The following is a 19,554-nucleotide window of genomic DNA, read 5'->3' as shown; positions in this document are numbered from 1 at the left end:
CTCACGCGCCGCCTCCGAACCGCAGGACCGGGATACCGAGGCGCTTCGCCTTGTCGGCCAAATTCTCCTGGATACCGGTTCCGGGAAAGACGATGACGCCAATCGGCAAGGTATCGAGCATGGCGTCGTTGCGGCGGAAGGGCGCGGCCTTGGCATGCTTCGTCCAGTCCGGCTTGAAAGCGATCTGCACGATCTCGCGGTGATCAGCCCAGCGAGACGCGACGAACTCCGCGCCCCTGGGCGAACCACCGTGCAGCAGCACCATGTCGGGATGCTTGGCACGGACCTTGTCCAGCCGGTCCCAGATCAGGATATGGTCGTCGAAGTCCAGCCCCCCAGTCACGACGACCTTGGGGCCGGGCGGGACCAGCAATTCGCTCTCGGCGCGACGTCGGGCGTTGAGAAAGTCACGGCTGTCGATCATAGAGGCCGTCATGGTCCGCCGCGATACCAGCGAGCCGGTCTTCGGCCGCCACGCGCTCAGGGTCAGCCGCTCGAACTGCTCCTGCGCCTCGTCGCGGAAGATCTCGTAGGCGTTGCGGCGTTCGATCAGTGTCAGCCCTTCGGCGATCAGTCGCTCCAGTTCCACCGAGCGGATCTCGCTGCCATCCTGATCCTGCTGGCTGCGTTTCTGCGCCTGCTCGTTGCGGTCAAGCTCACGCTCGACCTGGCCGACCATGCGGTGGAAGATGTTCACGGTGGACCAGAGCAGCGCTTCGAGGTCCGGTTCCAGCCGTGTGTCAGTCAGCGTCGCGGCGACGGCGTCGAAGATGTCGGCCACAGCACCCCCGATGCGCGGAGCTTCGGGCAGCGGCCTTGGATCAGGCTCGTCCTCGAAGGGACGGTAGCCATACATCTGAAGTTCAGCCAGCACATGGGCGGTGGATGAAGCGGCGTGCGGCGGTTCAAAATCATCGGTGCGGGTCATGATGCGGTCCTCCCAGGTCTCCGGCCGCGCCCTTCGCGGCCTTTCCGGGGGCGGATAGCGGCAGACCAGGGACAGGCCGGAACCGCGCGCTCGCGCGCGGCCGCAGCGCAGCGGAGGATGGCAGGGGGCCGGCTATTTTGCTTCGCGATGTAAAGCGCCCCCACAGGGGCGCGACGGAAAATAGCCGGCTCACGCCATTGAAGACCCGGCCCGGCTGACGCCCGCTCCCCACCTGAAAGGCCGGGGCGCGGACCTGCCGGACGGGAGGCAGAACAGACCCGCCGAAAGAAGAACGGAACCGCCCGCCCCCCTTTCCGGCCCACTCAGGTGCCGGCGGCTTCCAGAAAGCGTGCCACGTCCGATGGAGCGAGCTGCGGGTGCAGGATCGCCCGCAGCGCACCGCGTCCCAAGGCACGGAGATCATCGTTGAAATCGCCCAGCCGGGGCGACAGGCCGATCAACTCGATCCCGGCGTCATCCGCGCGGGCGTGCAGCGTCGCCAGTGCCTGATCCCCGGCCGGATCATCGTCGCGCAGCACGTAGAGACGGCGCAGCAGCGGCGGAAAGGTCAGGGCGGCGAGGTGCGCCGAGGACAGGCAGGCGGCCAGCGGCAGATCGGGCAGAACCTGCCGTAGCGACAGCACCGTCTCGATGCCTTCCCCGGCGGCGAGCACGTCGGATGCCACCCCGAAGCGCACGGCATGGCCGAGCAGGCCCCCCAGGGCACGACGCGGATGATCGACCGGCGCTTTGCCTCGCCCATCCACCGCCAGCCAGGTGCGATGCACACCGGTCAGAGTGCCGTCGAGGTCAGTGACAGCGGCGATCATGGCTGGCCAAGTCTGGGTGGGGCTGTCCTCGTCCGGGCGGTAAAAGCACCGCGGATGGAAGCGCAGCGCGCCGGCTCCGTGCAAAAGCGTGATGTCGCGTCTACGGAGATACGCTTCTACGGGTGTGCCCGCGATCGGCCCGGACAAGGCCCAGAGCCGTCGTGCCGCTTCGGAAGAACTGGCGGAACCACGCTCACGGGCAGGCCGGTCCTGTGACGGCGGCACCGGATCAGGGCGAGACAGACTGAGGAAGGCACGCGCCTCGTCGGCCACGTCGCGGAAATCCACCAGGCCGAGGCTTTCGCGGATCACGTCCAGCAGGTCGCCATGCTCGCCTGACTGTGCATCCGTCCATTTTCCCGCCCTGCCGTTGGCGGTGTCGTGCAGCCGGACGAACAGCGACCGGCCGGGCGCATTCCGCACGTCACCGACCAGCCAGTAATTGCCGTGGCGGCGACCGGCAGACAGATACCGCCGGCACACCGCCTCCGCGTTCTCCGCCAGACGACGGACGAGATCGCCCGCGTCATGCAAGGTCATCGCCCTGCCCTCCTATGTCGGGATTGCTTCCTTCCAAAGCGATCGCCAGCCAGCGATCGGTGGTCATCCATGAAATCGTCTTGTGCCGGCCAAGGTCAAGCAGATGCGCACCGCCACTGAAGGCGTCGATCCGGGGACGTGAACAGCTATTGGCCCACTGGAATCCCCATCGGCCCCGTAACCGGAATGCCCGTGCGCAGCGTAGCACGAATTCCACGACCTGATGCGGATCGCCGGTTATCTCATCGTGCATCCAGAGTTTCGTGCCGCCATATTCAGGCACGATCGACAGGACAAAACCGTCAGAGGGCGGATCTTCCGCCGCCAGTTCATCCATGAATCCATTGTAGAGGTCGAGCGCCTTGGCAGCATTGGCCACCGTGCCCACATCGAGCACGCAGGAAAAATGCGTGAAGAAATCGGCCATCGGAAAAACTCCCGAAACGAAAAAGCCCGGCGCGATGGCCGGGCTCGTAAAAACGTCCTTACGGAAAGACAGAGAAGCGGCTTTTCAGGAAGCACGCTCCATCAGCCTGCGGGCCTTCTCTTCCAGATCCAACCGCGTATCCTGATTGGCCCTGGTGCGGGCCAGTGCCGTGATCCCCTGCACGAAATCGAACACGCTCTCGGGCTTGCGCCCTTCCTCGTGCAACACGGTTTCGATGATCTTTGCGGTTTCCGGTTTCGAGAACCCGCGACGACGCAGGAAACTTTCGCGGTCCTCATCGGTTCTGGCCACCAGCGCCATGCGCGAAGCCTGAATGCCGGAGACGAACGAGGCTGGGCTGGCCGTGGCGAAATTCCGTAGTGCTGGTGTCGCCTGATGCACGAAACGGGATGCTGCAAACTTGCTATGCCGGATCGTGATCTGTTCGAAATTTTCCACACCCCAGAGCATGCGGTTTTGACACACTCCGCGCAGGTAAAAGGAGGCGATGCCGAGGCTCTTGCTGCCGACTTCGGAATTCCAGGCGTAGAAACCCCGGAAATAGAGATCGGGATCACCGTTGGGCAGACGTCCCGCCTCGATCGGATGCGTATCATCCACGAGGAATAAAAAAACGTCCCTGTCTGACGCGTAGAGCGTCGTGGTTTCCTTCGTGATGTCCACGTACGGATTATGGGTCATGGTCGCCCAGTCGATCACACCCGGCACCTTCCAGTTGGTATCACCTGTGCCATCGCCGGCGATCTTGCGCACCGCCCCGACCAGCTCATGGTCCCAGATGCGGCCGTAATCCGGCCCCGTGACGGCGCGCAGTTCCACACGCCCGTCCTCGGTTTCCAGCGTCTTGACCAGTTCGGCCCGGTGCGACAGCAACCCGTGCTGCAGGTTGATTGCCGCCAGCGGAGCCGGAAGATTGCGCAGGTACGACGAGGGGGCACCAACCAGGCTGCACATCTGGCCAAAGGACCAGTGTGTGGGAGCAATCGGGTCATTCTGCCCCGGCACGGTCAGGGTCAGGCGCTCGGCATTGTCGCGGCTCGCCTCCACTCGGATGGCGCGGCTTTCTACCGTGCGGGCCGTGGCGCGCTCGGCACGGCCAAGAGTGGCCGCGTGCAAATCAGATAGGGACAGATACCGCTCGTCATCGGGGCGCGAGAACCATTCGGACGAGACGCGGGCACTACGCTCCCCGCGCGAAGGATCGATCCGGAAGCCGCCGGACGCCGCACCACGGAACGCAGGGGGCAGGATGGTGGTTGTGGTCATGGAAAACTCTCCTCTGATACCGGTTATTCGGCACCAGAGGCGAAACCACCCTCTTCCTCCTATGACTACTTCCCGCGCGGGACCCCATCCGACCACGGAGACACCCTGCCCCTCGTTCCGCAACACGGCGAGGCCGCAGCCTCGCCGAAATCACGACGGCAACGGGGAGGAGTGCGGCCACGATGCGGTCGCTCCACAGAGGCGTGACCCGCAAGGCGGGCGCCAGGTTGCGGCGGGTGACGACCGCGAAATCGATCTGCCCGCGCTGGAGCCGGCGCAGCAGCCTCTTGCCTGTACCCTCGGAATAGCGAAAGACGATATCGGGGTGAGTGGCGCGGAAGTCTGCCGTGAAGGTCGAGAGTCTTCCGGGCAGGACGCAGGTCTGGATACCGATAGAGATCTGGCCATTCTCGCCCTTGCCCGTCCGCCGAGCGCGGGTGTTCATGCCTGCCACATTGTCCAGGATCGTCTGGCTCCAGCGGATGAATTCCTGACCGAACGCAGTTGGTGCGGCACCGACCGGGGAACGGATGAACAGCCTGACATCAAGCCGCTCCTCAAGGTTATGCAGGGATCGGCTGACGGCCGATTGTCGGATGTTCAGGAAACGCGCCGCGCCGTGGATACTGCCGTGCTCGGCGATTGCCCGCACGCACAGCAGTTGCCACAAATCGAATGGCGGACGGCGCATGACCCGTCACACCGTCTTGCCACGGCGCGGCCTGATGACCGTATAGACCGAAGGCAGCACGAACAGCGTCATGCTCGTACCGACGATCATGCCGACGACGATCACCGTTCCCAGTCCGAAGCGGCTGTTCGCGCCCGCACCGGTAGCGATGACCAGGGGCGCAAGCCCCACGACCATTGCTGCTGTGGTCATGATAATCGGTCGGAAACGGATCGCGGCCGCTGTCTCGATTGCTGTCCTGCGGTCTACATTGTCACGATGAAGGATCTCGTTTGCGAACTCGACCATGAGGATGCCATGCTTACTGACCAGCCCGATCAGCGTAATGAGTCCGATTTCGGTATAGATATTTAAGGTCGTCACACCGAGGGCGAGTGGAATAAGGGCGCCGAACACGGATAACGGCACACTGACGAGGATGATGACTGGATCGGTGAAGCTGTTGTACTGAACCGACAGGACGAGATAGATCGCAATCAGTGCGAAGAGGAATGCAAAAATCAGAGCGCTCCCTTCCTGTACATACTGGCGTGAATCAGACTGCCAGTCATAGCTGTAGCCGGGCGGGAACTCCGCTGCCTTTGCCTTCAGGAAGCTCACGGCGTCACCCATCGTCACGCCTTTGGCGAGAATGGCCTGAAACGTGGCCGAGTTCTGCTGGCCGAACTGGGGTAGACGGTTGGGTTCGACATCGACCCGCACGCTGGCCAGGGCCGACAGCGGTACCTGATGGCCGTTCTGGTCGCGCATATAATAGGTCTTCAGGGCGTCAGGGGTCAGGCGGGACAGCGGAACGGCTTGCGGGATCACGTCATAGGACCGGCCATAATAGCCAAAGCGATTGACGTAATTTTCCCCGATGAGCGTATTCAGCGCGTTGCCGATCCGCTCCATACGGATCCCGAGCGCATTGGCTTTGGTCCGATCGACCGTGACCCGAACAACCGGGTTATCGAAGGCGAGGTCGCTATCGACCACGGCAAACAGACCGCTTTTAGAGGCTTCGTCCCGCAGGTGTGACATGACGCCGAAGACGTTGCGATAGCTGTCATCACTGCGGACGACCATCTGAACTGGCAGGCCGCCCGTTGAACCCGGTAGTGCCCCCATCTGGAACACGAAAACGCTGGTCCCCTGGATGGAAGCAACACGTTGTTGCAGGTCCATCTGGATCTGATCGGCGTTACGCCTACGCTTGCCCCAATCATCGAGATTGACACCGCCAACGCTGTTGGCGATCCCGTCAATTCCGTTCATCTGCCAGTGGCTATGGCCTTCCGGGATTTCAGACATCTTCTCGTAAAGCGCCTGGGCGTAGGTCTCGACATAATGAAGATTGGCGTATTGCGGGGCCTTGACCGCCGTATAGACGATGTCCTGGTCCTCATTGGGTGCCAACTCGCTCTGGGACACGTGCAGCATGACCGGAATAAGAAGGAAGATTACCGCCGCCGTGCCGAGCGGAACCCAGCGATGCCGAAGCGAAAAATCGAGAACGGTTTCATAGCGCGCAGTCATGAAACCGAAGGCATGCTCCGCCATCCGTTCCATGAAGCCTTCCTTCTCCTTCGCTTTCAGCAGTTTGGCGCTCATGAGCGGCGACAGAGTGAGTGCGACGACACCGGAGATAATGACGGACCCGGCCAGCGTGAGGGCAAATTCCCGGAACAGCGTGCCCGTCAGCCCACCCATGAAGGCGATCGGGGCGTAAACCGCTGTGAGCGTAAGGGTCATCGCGACAACAGGGCCTGCCACCTCACGCGCCCCGAGTAACGCGGCGTCGAAGGGGGATTTGCCCTCTTCGATATGGCGATGGACGTTCTCGATCACGACGATGGCGTCATCGACCACGAGTCCGATCGACAGCACCATCGCCAGCAAGGTGAGCAAATTCAGGCTGAACCCGAAGGTGTACATCAGCCCGACGGCGCCAAGCATCGAGAGGGGAATGGTGGCAATCGGCACGATCACCGCCCGCACGGTACCGAGCGAGAGGTAAATCACAAGGATGACGATGAGCAGCGCCTCAATGAAGGTCTCGGTCACTTCATCGATCGATGCCTGAATGAAATGCGCGGTCTCGTAAGGGACGCGGACATCAATTCCCGGCGGAAGCGTCGCCTTGAGTTTCGGCATGATCTCGTTGAGACGCGAGATGATCGTCAGCGGGTTGCCCGTTGGCGACGGCTCCAGACCCACAAAGATCGAAGGTCGGGGTGTCGGCTTGCCATTCGGCGGCCGAAGCGTGCTGGTCTGCGAACTGGTGTCCGTATTGTCCGGCCCCAGTTCCGCCTGCCCGATGTCACGCACCCGGATAACCCGGCCACCGGTCGAGCGCAGCACCATATCACGGAATTCCTCGACCGTTTTCAGATCCGTGTTGAGGTTGATATTGCTGATCGTATAAACGCCGCGGATCCGGCCAGGTGCTGCCTGGAAATTGTTCTCCCGGATTGCCTGCGCGACATCCTCGCCAGTCATGTCGTTGACGGCCAGCTTCTCTGGGTCGAGCCAGAGGCGCATCGAAAGGCGCTGCTCTCCGAAATAGCTGATCTCGGATACACCCTCTATGCCCGAGAGCATCGGTGCTGCGACCCGGTGGATATAATCCGAGATTTCGTAAAGAGGCCGCGTCGTGCTGGCAAAACCAATATAGGCGACGGCGGTGAAGCCGCCCGAGGTGCGTTTGATGACCGGGTCATACGCGCCTTCCGGCAACCGGTATTTGACCGCGTTCACCTTGGACATCACGTCGGTCAGAGCGCGCATGGAATCATAATTCAGCATCATGCGCACCGTCACCACGCTGAGGCCCTGCGTAGTGGTGGAGGAAAGATAATCAATGCCCTCAACAGAAGCGACGGCCTCGCTGATCGGCTGGGTCACGAAACCCTGCATGAGATCGGAGGACGCGCCCGGATAGCGGGTCGAGATCAGGATCGTGGAGGTTTCGAGGGTCGGATATTGACGTGTTGCGATGGAATTGAGGCCATTGATCCCGAAGAGAATAATCAGGATCGTCACGACGATCGCGAGGACAGGCCGCCGAAGGAAGCGATCAGTGAAACTCATTGTGCCAGCTCCCGCAGGCCGGCCAGAGGCAGGGCTTCCGGGATCTCGCGCACCTTCATGCCGGTGACGAGGCGGTTCTGGCCGCTGGTGACGACGCGGTCATCGGGCTTCACCCCGTCGTCGATGACCACCCATCCGTTGCGGCGGTCGCCCGCGCGTACAGCCGTCGCGGTGACGGTGGGGCCATCGGTGGATGGCTGCTCGACGAAAAGCGTCTCTCCGTAGGCGGTATAGGTGACGGCGGTTTCCGGGACCACGAGGTGTGGCGCCACCTTCGCGGCAATGGAGACATGGGCGTAGGTGCCAGGATGGAGATCCGCCGGCGGCGCGTCGAGCAGGGCCTGAATGGAGAGCGTATGCGAACCGTCGATGCGCGGGTCGATGGTGGTGACCGTGGCGGTGAAATCCTGCCCCGGTGTCGTGTCGAACGCCAGGTGGACGGTGTGTCCGAGCTGCACGCTGGCGGCGTTCTCTTCGGCGAGGATGAAGTTCACCCGCATCCGGGCGTAGGACGTCAGCGTGGCGATGGCATCACCCGGATTCAGATACTGGCCGAGATTGACCCGTCTGATCCCAATGGCGCCGTCGAAGGGCGCGCGGATATGCTTCTGGTCGATGACCGCCTGCACTCTGGCGACATTGCCTTTCGCGGCTTCGAAGCGCGCCGTGGCTGTCTCCAGATCCTCGTGGCTCTCCACGCCGGTGCGGATGAGAGAGCGGGCACGGGCGAGATCGGCCTCGGCCGCCCGCAGTTCACCGCTCTGGCGGATCAGCTCGCCCTGTTCCGGCGCGTCATTGAGGACCAGGAGCAGCTGGCCTTTCCGGACGGTCGCCCCGGAATCGAAATCCAGTTCGGTGATCCGACCGGCGATCTCGGGGGAGAGCGTTACCCCCTGGAACGGTTCGACCTGACCGATCGTCTCGATATGGGCGGCGAAAGGAACGGGTCTGACCGGCCAGACGGATACCGCCGTTGCCGGAGTGTCCGCAGCCCTGCCGGCGGCGGGCAGGGACATCAGCACCGCGAGAGCGGTGGCATGGTGCCAGGGGACGAAGAAGCGTCGCACAGATATCTCCCGAAGTTATTGTTATACGCGGATATACGTACCTAGAGGATTGGAAAGTCCGGACATTGGAGGCCGAACGTGCATTAGATGCCGGTCATTGCGCCGCGAGCCGGACAGATTGCCACTGATCGGGTGTGACATGGGCGTCGGCCAGTCCACCGCCCGTCGCCACCATGATCCGTACCGTCTGACGGAACATCTCGGTCTGTGCCCGCACTGTGTTCTGGCGCGCGAGCAGAACGAGCCGTCGGGCGTTGATCGGCTGGAGGATGGTCTCCCGGCCCGCCTGATAACCGGCCTGGCTCAGGGTCAGCGCGTCATCGGCCGAGGTCAGGGCCTGCCGCTGGTTGTCCAGCTCCGTCGTGGCGTTCATCAGGCCGTTCAGGCCATCGGCGACTTCGCGGAAGCCATTGATGACTACTGACTGGTAGTGATCGAAAGCGATCCGGTAATCCTCTTCCGCCTGCTTTTTCCGGGCCATCAGGGTGCCGCCATGGAACAGCGGCAGAGCTGCGCCACCGATCAGACGCCATGCCGCGCCGGCGGGTCCGCCCATCAACCCCTCGGCGGCGACGGCCGCGCTGAGGGTCAGTCGGGGATAGAGGTCGGCGGTCCGGACGCCGATTTCGGCATTCGCCGCGCGCATCATGGCTTCGGCGCCGATGATGTCCGGGCGGGCATGAACGAGTTCGGATGGCACCACCACAGGGATGTCCGACGGAAGCCTGAAATCTGCCAGGGTCAAGGTCGGTGCGGTCCAATTGGCGGGCGAATGCCCGGTCAGGACGGCCAGCGTCGTTCGCGCCGCCTCATGGGCATTGACCAGTGGTGGCAGGAGAGACTGGTCGTGCGCCAGTTGTGCTTCGGCGGTCACGACATCCAGTCGGGGCTTCTTGCCCGACTGCCAGGCGACTGTCGCCAGCCGGAGCGTTTCCCGGTCGGTGTCGATCACACCGTGGACCACGGCGATCTGGTCTGCTGTAGAGGCGGCTTCGAAGGCGGTCAGAACCGTGTCGCCAATCACCAGCAGCATCGTGACATCACGGCGCTCCCGTTCGGCATCCTTTTGTGCGCCGGCCATCTGGATCAGCCGGTGATTGCCACCGAAAATATCGGGGTCATAGGAAACGTCGAGACCCGCCGAGTAGGCGGAGAAGGCCGGGAAGGTCCAGGCCCAGGGACCGAACAGGGCGGCGCCGTATTCCTGTCGCCCCTCGCTACCGGTGGCGTCGATCTGGGGCATCAGGCTGCCCTGTGCGGCATGGAGTCCCTCAGCCGCCTTGCGCAGGTTGGCCTGGGCCGCCTGGATCGACCAGTTGTTCCGGAATGCCTCGGTGACGAGGTCATCCAGCCGGGGCGAGCGAAAGAGATGCCACCAGTCGGAGCCAGGTTTTCCGGAGGCTTGGTGCGAGGAGTTGACCGAAGCAACGGTTGCTGTTTCCGGCCGGGTTTCGCCGAATGTTGCGGCGTCCGGTGGCTGGGGAGCCTTGTAGGTCGGGCCGACTGTACAGCCTGTGAGGCCCGGCATCAGGGCAACGAAAGCCAGCCCAGCCGCGCGTGACGCGGCGGCGACTCGTTTTGGCCTCTGGCTAGGGGGCAGGAAATTGGGTGGCAAGGCGGCCTCCGGTCGTCATGAACGAGTCTCAACGATACGAACATAGACGTACATACGAACTAAAGGCCAGTCTTATTGAGACACAGGCTTACGGCGGGGGCTCAGAAGCAGCGTTTTCTTGACCGGCTCCCATGATACGCGTACCAATCCACGCATGATCGCACGCCATCCGAAACGCGAGGATATCCGGCTCGACGCCGTGCTGACGGCATTGGGTAATCCTATCCGCTTGGCTGCGGTGCGGACGATCGCCGTGGGGGGCGAACATCCTTGCTGTGATGTGCTGCCGCAGATTCCGAAATCCACCATGACGCATCATTGGCGCGCCTTGCGTGACAGCGGTGTGGTCTGGCAGCGCCATATCGGTCGGGAATACCGTCTTGAGTTGCGGCGCGAGGACCTGGACAGTCGCTTTCCCGGTCTGCTGGACTCCATCCTCGGTCCGCTCACCACCGACCCGCTCACGCAGGAGACGATTGCCGAATACGATCGCTCCCGCCAGGGGGCGCCTGCCTGACGGAAGCACTGGCGGGACGGCTTTGCTCAGGGAGTGCCGGAACCGGAAGGCGGGATGACGCATCCCGTGCTGTCACAGGTCATGCCGGCGGTAGGGTTTTCGGATGCCGTTTTGCGTGCCTCGTTCCATGACTGGCGCAGGGCGGCCAACAATTGTGCTTTCGGCTGCGCACCTGAAAGACCGTAGGCACCGTCGAAGACAAAGAAGGGCACGCCATGAATGCCGGTCTGCGACGCATGGGTTTCATCGCGCCTGACATCTTCGGCGAAGTCGGTGTTCGTCAGCATGGCGCGCACGGCGTCGCCATCAAGACCGACATCCTGCGCAAGGCCGACAAGTACGTCATGGTCGGCGAGGGGGAAATTGTCGGTGAAATAGGCCCGGAACAGCCGCTCCGTCATGTCCGCGCCGTGACCGTGCTGTTCGGCGAATTTGGTCAGCCGGTGTGCGTCGAAGGTGTTGGTGTAGCGGACCGAAGCATAGCGCATGTCGAGACCACATCTCTCGCCCATGGATGTGATGTGGTCGATCATGGCCTGGGCGTCGCTCTGGCTTTTGCCGTATTTCCGCATGATGCGGTCGAGTGTTGTGGTGGTCACTGCCGGACCCGATGTCGGATCGAGTTCGAAGGCCCGGAAGATGATCTCGACTTCGCGGGCATGTTCGAATTCGGTCAGGGCGGCTTCGAGAAACCGCTTGCCGATATAACAGTAGGGGCAGGCATAGTCGGACCAGATTTCGAGTTTCATGACAGCCTCCGCATGCTTGATAATGTACGATTATACCCGTACCATGGTTTCATCAAGCATTACGAACGCCAATGGTGAAGGGAGCAGGGAATGAAGCCGCTGAAAGCGCTGGAGGTCGAAACAGGGCCAAATCCCGTCGCGTCGATCATCCTTGTTCACGGCCTGGGGGCGAGTGGCCGGGATCTGGTGCCCATTGCTCAGGCGCTCGACCTGCGCTCCATCGGCGCGGTCCGGTTCATTTTTCCCAACGCGCCCGTCCGGTCGGTTTCGGTCTGCCGTGGTGAGCGCATGCCGGCGTGGTATGATCTTCTCGCGTCTGATTTGCTTTTGCGGGAGGATGAGTCAGGGTTGCGTGACGCCCAAGCCTATCTAGCCAGCCTGATCGACCAAGAAGTCGCACGCGGCATTCCATCCCGGCGCATCGTGCTCGGCGGGTTTTCCCAGGGCTGTGCGATGTCGCTGATGACCGGGCTACGCTATTCGTTGCCCTTGGCTGGGATCGCCGGTCTGTCCGGCTATCTGCCGCTGGCCGGGCAGACGGGAAGGGAGGCGACGGAGTCGAACCGCGCGACGCCGGTCTTTCTGGGACACGGTGAGGGCGACACGGTCGTGCCGCTGGCAGCGGCACGCCTCGCACGGGACTGGCTGCGTGCCGAGGGGCATGATGTTGCCTGGCATGTGTATCCGATGGCGCATGAGATCGTCGGTGCGGAGATCGCCGATCTCAATGGCTGGTTGGCAGAGCGTCTCGTGTCATGATGGTATCGGTTAAGGGGAGGCAGGGTCGGCGGACCGGCCTGATACCGAATTTTCAGTTTCTAATGATTTTGTCGGGAATGGGGGGGAAGGCGAACGGTCTGCTTTCCAGCAAGAGCTTTCAAAAGCAGACATCTCCGTGAAGCCCAAGACAATTAATACCTGTCTTCGCCCGGTTAGTCTGCAGTTCAGTGGGATGCAGAAATACAACCATAACGCATGTGCTGTTTTTCTTGGCGGGAAACGATGACGTTCTTAAGTTAGCATGCCATTGTGAAGACGCGTTTACGGTAGAATAGATTTGAAGAGGGTTACACATGGAGGGGTTTGTTGGACGTCAGCGTGAGTCTCAGGTTCTTAAAGAATTACTTATGGGTCCATCGAGTAAAGGATTAAAAATACAAAGCATTGAAGGTCCTAGCGGCATTGGAAAGAGTAGAGTTTTTGCCAAGGCAATACAATCAATCGATCTAGACAGCCTTGGCTACCTTCGAATCGAATTGGCTGGAGTCAATCGGGGGATAGACGGCTCAAGTGGGGATTTTTCTCCAGCCGCCATTGACCAATTGATCGGTTCGCTTGTGCGTTCCGCAGTGGGGCGCGGTGTCGGACTTAAGCCGCCCGGTTACTACTTCCCGCAGACGCGTGAAGCGATTGAGACTGTTTTCCAAATTCGAGGCGAGATCACGAAAGAGCTTTCGGAGCGAGGCATAAACACGGGACATATTGAGGGCGTTGCCAATCTCGTCGAGTTAGGTGGAACGATTCTTCAGCGTGTCGGTATGTTTATGCCTAAAGTTCGAGAGTACGTAGACGCGGAGGCTATTAAAGGCCTTGCAGATGATGTCCCACGAGCTGCCGAACAAATCAACGCTCTGTCAACGGGCTCTATTCGTATATGGGAAAAGCTTGGGCTCGGCTCAGCTTCGTCTCGACGGGAAGCCGCTAAGCAAGACCCAGAAGATGTTCTTGCGAGCGCCTTGGTTGCTGATCTCAAAGCAATTTTACTCGGTAATTACGAGGGGAATCTTGAGCCAGGGCATGGAAAGATCAAACACCTCAAAAGGTTGCTTTTTGTAATAGAAGACTATGAAGCACTTCATAAGCAGCTTGGTGGTTTCCTAATACCTAAGCTCCTCAACAAGCTCAAGAGCAGCGACATCGATACCACGTTGATCGTGCTCACTAGGTTCAGACTTAAGGCCACAAATCCCTTATGGAAAGATTATGACGCCCAACTCAAACGGGCACTAGTTCTCAAGCCCTTGGAAAAATCTGAGGTGAAAGAACTTCTTACCGAGTTGGGAATTGACGAATTGAGCGAGCATGAACGGGCGTGGACCGAATCATCCGGTCTCCCATACCATCTCTCCCTATTAATCGACGAGATCGACAGTGGTGGACGAAGCTCTACCAGTTTAAAGGAACTTTACGAGCGTGTTGTGATGTGGATGAGCCCGCGTGAGGTGTCTTGGTTGCATCAAATTCTTTACATGGATGTTGTTCGCATCGAGGCGCTTGAGCAGGTTTTTTCGGGTAAACAAGAAGCAAAAGAAGTTCGCGATTGGTTCGAAAGTGAGGGGTCAATCCTTGACCAATCTTCTCAGGAGCTAAGGATGCTACCCTTCGTTCGCTCACGTCTCCGAGAGTATTTGGAGAGCCGAGATCGAAGGATTACGAGGGAACTAAAAGCCCGTGCCGATGCCGTAATTATGGAAGATTGAACCGCGATGGTTAAATCCTTTCGCGTCGAATCTGCACGTCCGCTCCAGCGAAACAAAGGACTGCGGTCCGATGTCCAAAAAGAGGCGTAAGCCGACATTACGACGACGGAGACTGAGCTGAGATGGGCTCCACGTCACAAATCCAGATTGGCAACTCGCACCAGTCTGGTTCATTGTTTACCCGATGCGGCCATTCCATTCACCCAACGACGGCGACCTCCCCCTGTCGCATGCCCTCATACTGAAGGCCGCGCTGCTGACGATCGGCTATATCGAGGAACACGGCCCGATCGGCCTCACGCCCAGCAAGACGCTGAAACGCTATTTTGTCGCATGGGCCGCCGAGGCATTTGACTGGCCCGGCTATACGGTTGAAGACCTCTATGCCGTCAATAAAGTCCTCAATGAACATGATTTCCCGCCGCTGGTGATCCTGCATGAGGTTCTGCTCAGTGCGAAGCTCGCAAGGCATTTCAAGGGAACCCTGCGGCTGACCGACCTGGCGAGAAAGCTCAAATCGGAGCCAGCCCGGCTCTGGATGCTGTTGACGACTCATCTTCTCTTTGTCATCGACCACAGTCCATACACCCGAAGCGAAGAGCCACTGCTCGGCAACTGGGACATCTTTCTCAACGTCATTAATATCGAAGCTCAGGTTGCCGTCACCGAAGAGCGGCTGTGTTCGGTTCTCTACGGGGGCGAGGAAGATGATATCCGTCGCCGGGATTTCAAGCTGACCGCCAGTCTTTACGTCCATGTCCTGCGACCGCTGTGCTGGGCAGGACTGCTCAACGAGCACCGAACAGGCTCCGGCTTCAGCAGACCGGATTTCTATACCAAAACGCCTTTATGGCCAGTAGCCCTCAGCCTTGAAACGGACCGTCACCTGCAACCGGTGACCCATCACTAACGACTGCCGGCTTCCACTCCGGCGCGATATCGCTCCAATACAAAAGGCGGCTCCCGGAGACCGGAAGCCGCCCATGATATTCATCGACAGATCTCACTCGGCTGCGACCGCATCATGACTATCGGTCATACGCGCCGCCCCTTCTTCCCTTTCAGTTCGCTCCGGCACGTTCGCCGTCCGCAGAGCCTCGGGCAGCCAGCCGGCGCCCTCAAGCAGCCTTTCGGCCGCCTGCGCCATGTCGTTCTTTTTCAGATGTGCAATACGCTCGGCTGCCTCACTTCCCCGCGCCTCGCGCACGGCTTCGAGAATACGCGCCTTGGTGACGCGGCCCAGATAGTTCTCCACCGTCGGCTGCCAGCCCGCTTCGACCAGATCAAGCGTAAGCGCAGTGGCGAGGCGGTCGGCTCGCGCCAGCCGTTCCCTGACGCTGCGTGCCAGAGACGGGCCATGGGACGATTCATGCAACGCGTTGATCCCGAAAGACAGGCAATGCGCCAGCAGGGCCAGACGGCTGGTGTCATCCAGTCCGTCGATCCAGCGCCACAACGCGTCCTCATCCTCCGGCAGATCGTGCTTCCAACCCTCGTTGCGCTGGCGCAGCGCATGAGCCGGCAGGCTGCCCGGCATGTCGGGGGAATGCACCGGCAGGGAGATTTCCCGAACATAGGCTTCCAGGCAGTCCGCGCCCGAGACCTGCCAGTACAGGTCGCGCATCAGCGTGTGGAGCAGTTCCGTCAGCGCGATATGCGGATTGCCGGCAAACGCATCGCGCAGGGCCAGCGTGCGCCAGGCCGTCAGTTCGGTCAGCAGGCGGTCGGAAAGCGGCTTGAGTCCGTCTTCTTCTTCGGGCTCGGTATCGAAGGTATCTTCCATCCCAATTCCTTCGACATCGTCACCCGTGCCGTGATGAACGACCGTGTCATCATATCCCTCGGACTCATCGTGACCATCCTCGGGCTCCACCGGCATATCCTCGGGCAGAACGAAGCCCCGTTCGACCAGCAACGTGCCGTCGGTATCGAGACTGACAAAGACGCCGGCTCGCTGCATGTCCACCGGATCGAAGGACACAGGGCGTTCTTCCAGCGCCTCAATGGCCTGCTCGATCTCGCCCAGGCGGATATCAACGTCTTCGGGGAATTCATCGGCCTGCGCGTATTCCGCCTCGATCGTTTCCTGCTCGCTGTGCAGCGCGGTCAGGCGGGCGGCTTCTTCTTCCAAGAGCACCACTGGCACACCGTCGATCTCCGCTAAGTGCCGTGTGTGCCCCCAGGGGAAGGATAGCGCCGTCTCGACCCATTTCCAGCCTTCGGCACGGACCTGTTCGGCCGCCTCCTGCAGCTTTTCCATCACCAACTGATCGAGCAGGGTCGGATCCTGCAGCCAGCCGCCGTCGTCTGCCTCGAACAGGTCACGCATGACGGGACCGCCGGCGGCAAGATAGACGTCCAGCCCGACAAAGCGCACCCGGCGATCTGACGCCCGCACGGTTTTCTCCGTCAGCATGCGGCGGATCAGATAGGGTTCGCGATTGTGGCTCTGGGCAATAATCTCCCAGACCTGTTCCTGACGGGTGTGGTCATCGCTGATCGAAAAGGCCATGAGCTGGTCGAGCTTCATGCCATCCTGCTCGTAGATCTCGCGCAGTTTGTCGGACACGGTCATCAGGCGCAGACGCTGTTTGACCACGGTGGGCACGACGAAGAACGCGGCCGCGATTTCTTCCTCGGACATGCCCTTCTCCAGCATGTCACGGAAAGCCCGAAACTGGTCCAGCGGATGCAGGGCCACGCGCTGGACGTTTTCGGCCAGGGAATCATCCTCGGCGAGAATGGCCGATCCTGCCTCACGCACGACACAAGGCACCGGGGCGGTTTTCGCCAGTTTCTTCTGCTTCACCAGCAGTTCGAGGGCGCGGAACCGGCGCCCTCCAGCAGGCACTTCGTAGGTACCGGTCTCGGCCCCTTCGCCGTCAAGAACGGGACGGACGTTCAGGCTCTGGAGCAGCCCACGACGTTCGATATCGCGGGCCAGTTCCTCGATCGACAGGCCAGCCTTTACACGCCGCACGTTAGACTGCGACAGCACCAGCTTGTTGAAAGGGATATCACGGGACGCATTGAGGGCGATTTTCTGGATGGCGCTCGCCATGGCGAAACACTCCGTGACGGACGGGCGGAAGCCTCTCTCCCACCCCTGAATCCGTCACGAAAAACCCCACGTCCCTCTTCCTCTCTCCCGGCCCCACCAGGCGCCAGATCGTATCCACGGAACCGCGTAGATACGGCTTCACGGAATGCAGGTCCGTATCAACCAACCCGCGAGTCGATCCTCACCACGATAAATCGCGACTATTATAGTCGCATGATCACCAATTTGTGATAGTGCCGACAGCGATAGCCGTGAATGTTCGCGCCTATCCTCAAGCCCTCTCCGCACGAAACATCTCTTTGTTTCCATGTATTTTTCTGTTCGCTGACATCCCGTCCGACATCCACAGTGCCGTCAGAGCTGACCGATGGTCCATGCAGAAAGGACGGGAAGATGGCACGCCAACGCGATACGATAGTGGGCAAGGTGCGGCTCGTTCTCGACGCCCCGGACGCCAACATGACCCCATTGCGCAATGGAGCCGATCCTCGGCTGGTCAGTCTGGTCCGGCTTCTGGCCCGTCAGGCCGCACGGGATTTCGTCAACGCTGAAGTGGAGGCCGCGAGGCGACGCGATCTCCAGGATTAAGGAGATGGGATTGTGAAAGTCGCGCTCTACGCCCGCTACTCATCCGACAACCAGCGCGATGCGTCGATCGAGGATCAGTTGCGCCTCTGCCGGCTTCATGCGGAGAAACAGGGCTGGACGATCATCGACAGCTACACCGACCGTGCCATCTCCGGTGCTTCCCTGCTCCGCCCAGGTATTCAGGAACTGATCCAGGACGCTACGCGCGGCCGCTTCACGATCATCGTGGCCGAAGCCATGGACCGGCTGTCGCGCGACCAGGAAGATATCGCCGGCCTGTTCAAACGGATGACGTTCGCTGGCGTGCGGATCATCACCCTCTCCGAGGGCGACGTTACCCACCTGCATATCGGCCTCAAGGGCACCATGAATGCCCTGTTCCTCAAGGATCTGGCCGAGAAGGTTCGGCGGGGGCTGCGCGGGCGTATTGAGGACGGCAAGTCCGGCGGCGGCAATTCCTATGGCTATGATGTCGTGCGCCAGTTCGATGCGAAAGGCGAGCGCATCCGGGGCGACCGGACCATCAACGAGGAGGAGGCCCGCACAGTCAGACGGATCTTCACCGATTACACACGGGGAAAGTCGTCCCGCACGATCGCCATGGAATTGAACCGGGACGGCGTTCCGGGTCCGCAGGGACGTGATTGGGGACCGTCCACCATTCACGGCAATCGGGAACGCGGCACCGGTATCCTCAACAACGAGATGTATGTCGGGCGCCTGGTCTGGAACCGGCTGCGTTATCTGAAGGATCCGGATAGCGGCAAGCGCGTCTCACGCCTCAATCCTGAATCCGAATGGGTGATCCAGGAGGTGCCGGAATTACGGATCGTCGAACAGGATCTGTGGGATGCCGTAAAGGCCCGCCAGGCCGAAACGACGTTCAGCCAGCCGGCACGGGGAAACGAGGCCCTCAGCGCGCAACGGCGTCCCCGCCATCTCTTTGCCGGGCTGATCCGCTGCGGCTGCTGTGGTGGTGGTTACAGCATGATCTCAAAAGATCTGCTCGGCTGCTCGACAGCACGCAACAAGGGCACCTGCGACAATCGGCTCAACATCCGTCGCGACGCCCTCGAAGCATCAGTGCTGAGCGGGCTGCGCACGCATCTGATGGAACCGGACCTGTTCAAGGAGTTCTGCAACGAGTTCACCCGCGAGGTGAACCGACTGCGCATGGAACTGGGTGCCGATCTCGCAGCAATGCGGAATGAAATTCCCCGCATCGACAGAGAACTGGATAAGCTTCTGAATCTTATCCTTGCCTCAGATGACATTGAGGCATCCAAGCGGGTCATGAAAAAAATGACGACGCTCGAAGCCCGCAAGGAGGAACTGGAACAGAAAGTCGCCAATACCGAGGAGCCGCCTCCCCTTCTCCATCCGAACATGGCGGAGATCTACCAGCAGCGGATCACGTCTCTTTATGAGAGCCTTCAGGCCGAAGAGACGAAGACCGAGGCTGCCGAGCGCCTGCGCACACTGGTCTCGCAGATCACGCTCCAGCCGACCGACGGCGAACTGACGATCATCCTGCGCGGCGACCTAGCGGCGATCCTGTCGTTTGCGGCGCACAAGAAAAACGCCACGGTCCATCCGGACAGTGGCGTTCTTGATGCGTTCGTATCGCAAGTATCGTTGGTTGCGGGGAACCGCACACTACGATCCCGGCGAAATATGGCGAATGGTCATTCGCAAGTATCGT

The 19,554-nt window shown here is 60.9% G+C and carries 16 protein-coding genes; 6 read left to right on the top strand and 10 right to left on the bottom strand.

Annotation, left to right across the window (positions count from 1 at the left end):
• Position 1: 1 nt before the first annotated feature.
• The 8 genes from ACMAUO_RS18130 to ACMAUO_RS18095 form a co-directional block, all read right to left on the bottom strand.
• Positions 2–928, bottom strand: a complete 927-nt coding sequence (locus tag ACMAUO_RS18130) for a DUF2493 domain-containing protein (protein WP_048858928.1) — start codon at positions 926–928, stop codon at positions 2–4.
• Positions 929–1,251: 323 nt separating this feature from the next.
• Positions 1,252–2,298: a DUF7146 domain-containing protein gene (locus ACMAUO_RS18125; RefSeq protein ID WP_420358337.1), complete on the bottom strand. Its 1,047-nt coding sequence runs from the start codon at positions 2,296–2,298 to the stop codon at positions 1,252–1,254.
• The gene (locus ACMAUO_RS18120) at positions 2,285–2,725 is read right to left on the bottom strand and encodes a hypothetical protein (protein WP_420358336.1); all 441 of its coding nucleotides are present in this window, start codon (positions 2,723–2,725) and stop codon (positions 2,285–2,287) included. The genes ACMAUO_RS18125 and ACMAUO_RS18120 overlap by 14 nt, the downstream gene beginning before the upstream one ends.
• Before the next feature lie 84 nt (positions 2,726–2,809).
• A complete protein-coding gene (locus ACMAUO_RS18115) occupies positions 2,810–4,012 on the bottom strand; it encodes a DUF932 domain-containing protein (RefSeq protein ID WP_420358335.1) in 1,203 nt (400 codons plus the stop codon).
• Complete coding sequence (locus ACMAUO_RS18110) at positions 3,927–4,703, bottom strand: LysR family transcriptional regulator (RefSeq protein ID WP_420358334.1); 777 nt, start codon at positions 4,701–4,703, stop codon at positions 3,927–3,929. The genes ACMAUO_RS18115 and ACMAUO_RS18110 overlap by 86 nt, the downstream gene beginning before the upstream one ends.
• A gap of 6 nt (positions 4,704–4,709) precedes the next feature.
• Positions 4,710–7,775, bottom strand: coding sequence for an efflux RND transporter permease subunit (locus ACMAUO_RS18105; protein WP_420358333.1), 3,066 nt, complete (start codon positions 7,773–7,775; stop codon positions 4,710–4,712).
• A complete protein-coding gene (locus ACMAUO_RS18100; RefSeq protein ID WP_420358332.1) occupies positions 7,772–8,842 on the bottom strand; it encodes an efflux RND transporter periplasmic adaptor subunit in 1,071 nt (356 codons plus the stop codon). The genes ACMAUO_RS18105 and ACMAUO_RS18100 overlap by 4 nt, the downstream gene beginning before the upstream one ends.
• 94 nt (positions 8,843–8,936) lie before the next feature.
• Positions 8,937–10,370, bottom strand: a complete 1,434-nt coding sequence (locus tag ACMAUO_RS18095; RefSeq protein WP_420358331.1) for an efflux transporter outer membrane subunit — start codon at positions 10,368–10,370, stop codon at positions 8,937–8,939.
• 205 nt (positions 10,371–10,575) lie between these two features.
• On the opposite strand from ACMAUO_RS18095, the gene ACMAUO_RS18090 reads away from it, so the two are divergent.
• Complete coding sequence (locus ACMAUO_RS18090; RefSeq protein ID WP_420358330.1) at positions 10,576–10,974, top strand: ArsR/SmtB family transcription factor; 399 nt, start codon at positions 10,576–10,578, stop codon at positions 10,972–10,974.
• Positions 10,975–11,000: 26 nt separating this feature from the next.
• Here the strand turns inward: ACMAUO_RS18090 and ACMAUO_RS18085 are convergent, their stop codons facing one another.
• Positions 11,001–11,723, bottom strand: a complete 723-nt coding sequence (locus ACMAUO_RS18085) for a DsbA family oxidoreductase (protein ID WP_420358329.1) — start codon at positions 11,721–11,723, stop codon at positions 11,001–11,003.
• A gap of 90 nt (positions 11,724–11,813) precedes the next feature.
• Between ACMAUO_RS18085 and ACMAUO_RS18080 the strand changes: the two genes are divergently transcribed.
• From ACMAUO_RS18080 to ACMAUO_RS18070, 3 genes are all read left to right on the top strand, one after another.
• Entirely contained in the window at positions 11,814–12,482 is a 669-nt protein-coding gene (locus ACMAUO_RS18080; RefSeq protein WP_420358328.1) for an alpha/beta hydrolase, read from the top strand.
• A gap of 314 nt (positions 12,483–12,796) precedes the next feature.
• Complete coding sequence (locus tag ACMAUO_RS18075; protein WP_420358327.1) at positions 12,797–14,203, top strand: hypothetical protein; 1,407 nt, start codon at positions 12,797–12,799, stop codon at positions 14,201–14,203.
• 184 nt (positions 14,204–14,387) lie between these two features.
• Entirely contained in the window at positions 14,388–15,113 is a 726-nt protein-coding gene (locus ACMAUO_RS18070) for a hypothetical protein (protein ID WP_420358326.1), read from the top strand.
• 93 nt (positions 15,114–15,206) lie between these two features.
• Here ACMAUO_RS18070 and ACMAUO_RS18065 read toward each other — a convergent pair whose 3' ends face one another.
• Positions 15,207–17,264, bottom strand: coding sequence for a ParB/RepB/Spo0J family partition protein (locus tag ACMAUO_RS18065; protein ID WP_420358325.1), 2,058 nt, complete (start codon positions 17,262–17,264; stop codon positions 15,207–15,209).
• Between the two features lie 393 nt (positions 17,265–17,657).
• On the opposite strand from ACMAUO_RS18065, the gene ACMAUO_RS18060 reads away from it, so the two are divergent.
• Positions 17,658–17,852: a hypothetical protein gene (locus ACMAUO_RS18060; RefSeq protein ID WP_420358324.1), complete on the top strand. Its 195-nt coding sequence runs from the start codon at positions 17,658–17,660 to the stop codon at positions 17,850–17,852.
• Positions 17,853–17,864: 12 nt separating this feature from the next.
• A partial coding sequence (locus ACMAUO_RS18055; protein WP_420358323.1) for a recombinase family protein occupies positions 17,865–19,554 on the top strand: 1,690 nt, incomplete at its 3' end.

This window comes from Gluconacetobacter brunescens, from assembly GCF_048695475.1.
Lineage (GTDB): Bacteria > Pseudomonadota > Alphaproteobacteria > Acetobacterales > Acetobacteraceae > Gluconacetobacter.
The sequence above is the reverse complement of the archived record's forward strand: the minus strand, read 5'-3'. Positions and strand labels throughout refer to the sequence as shown.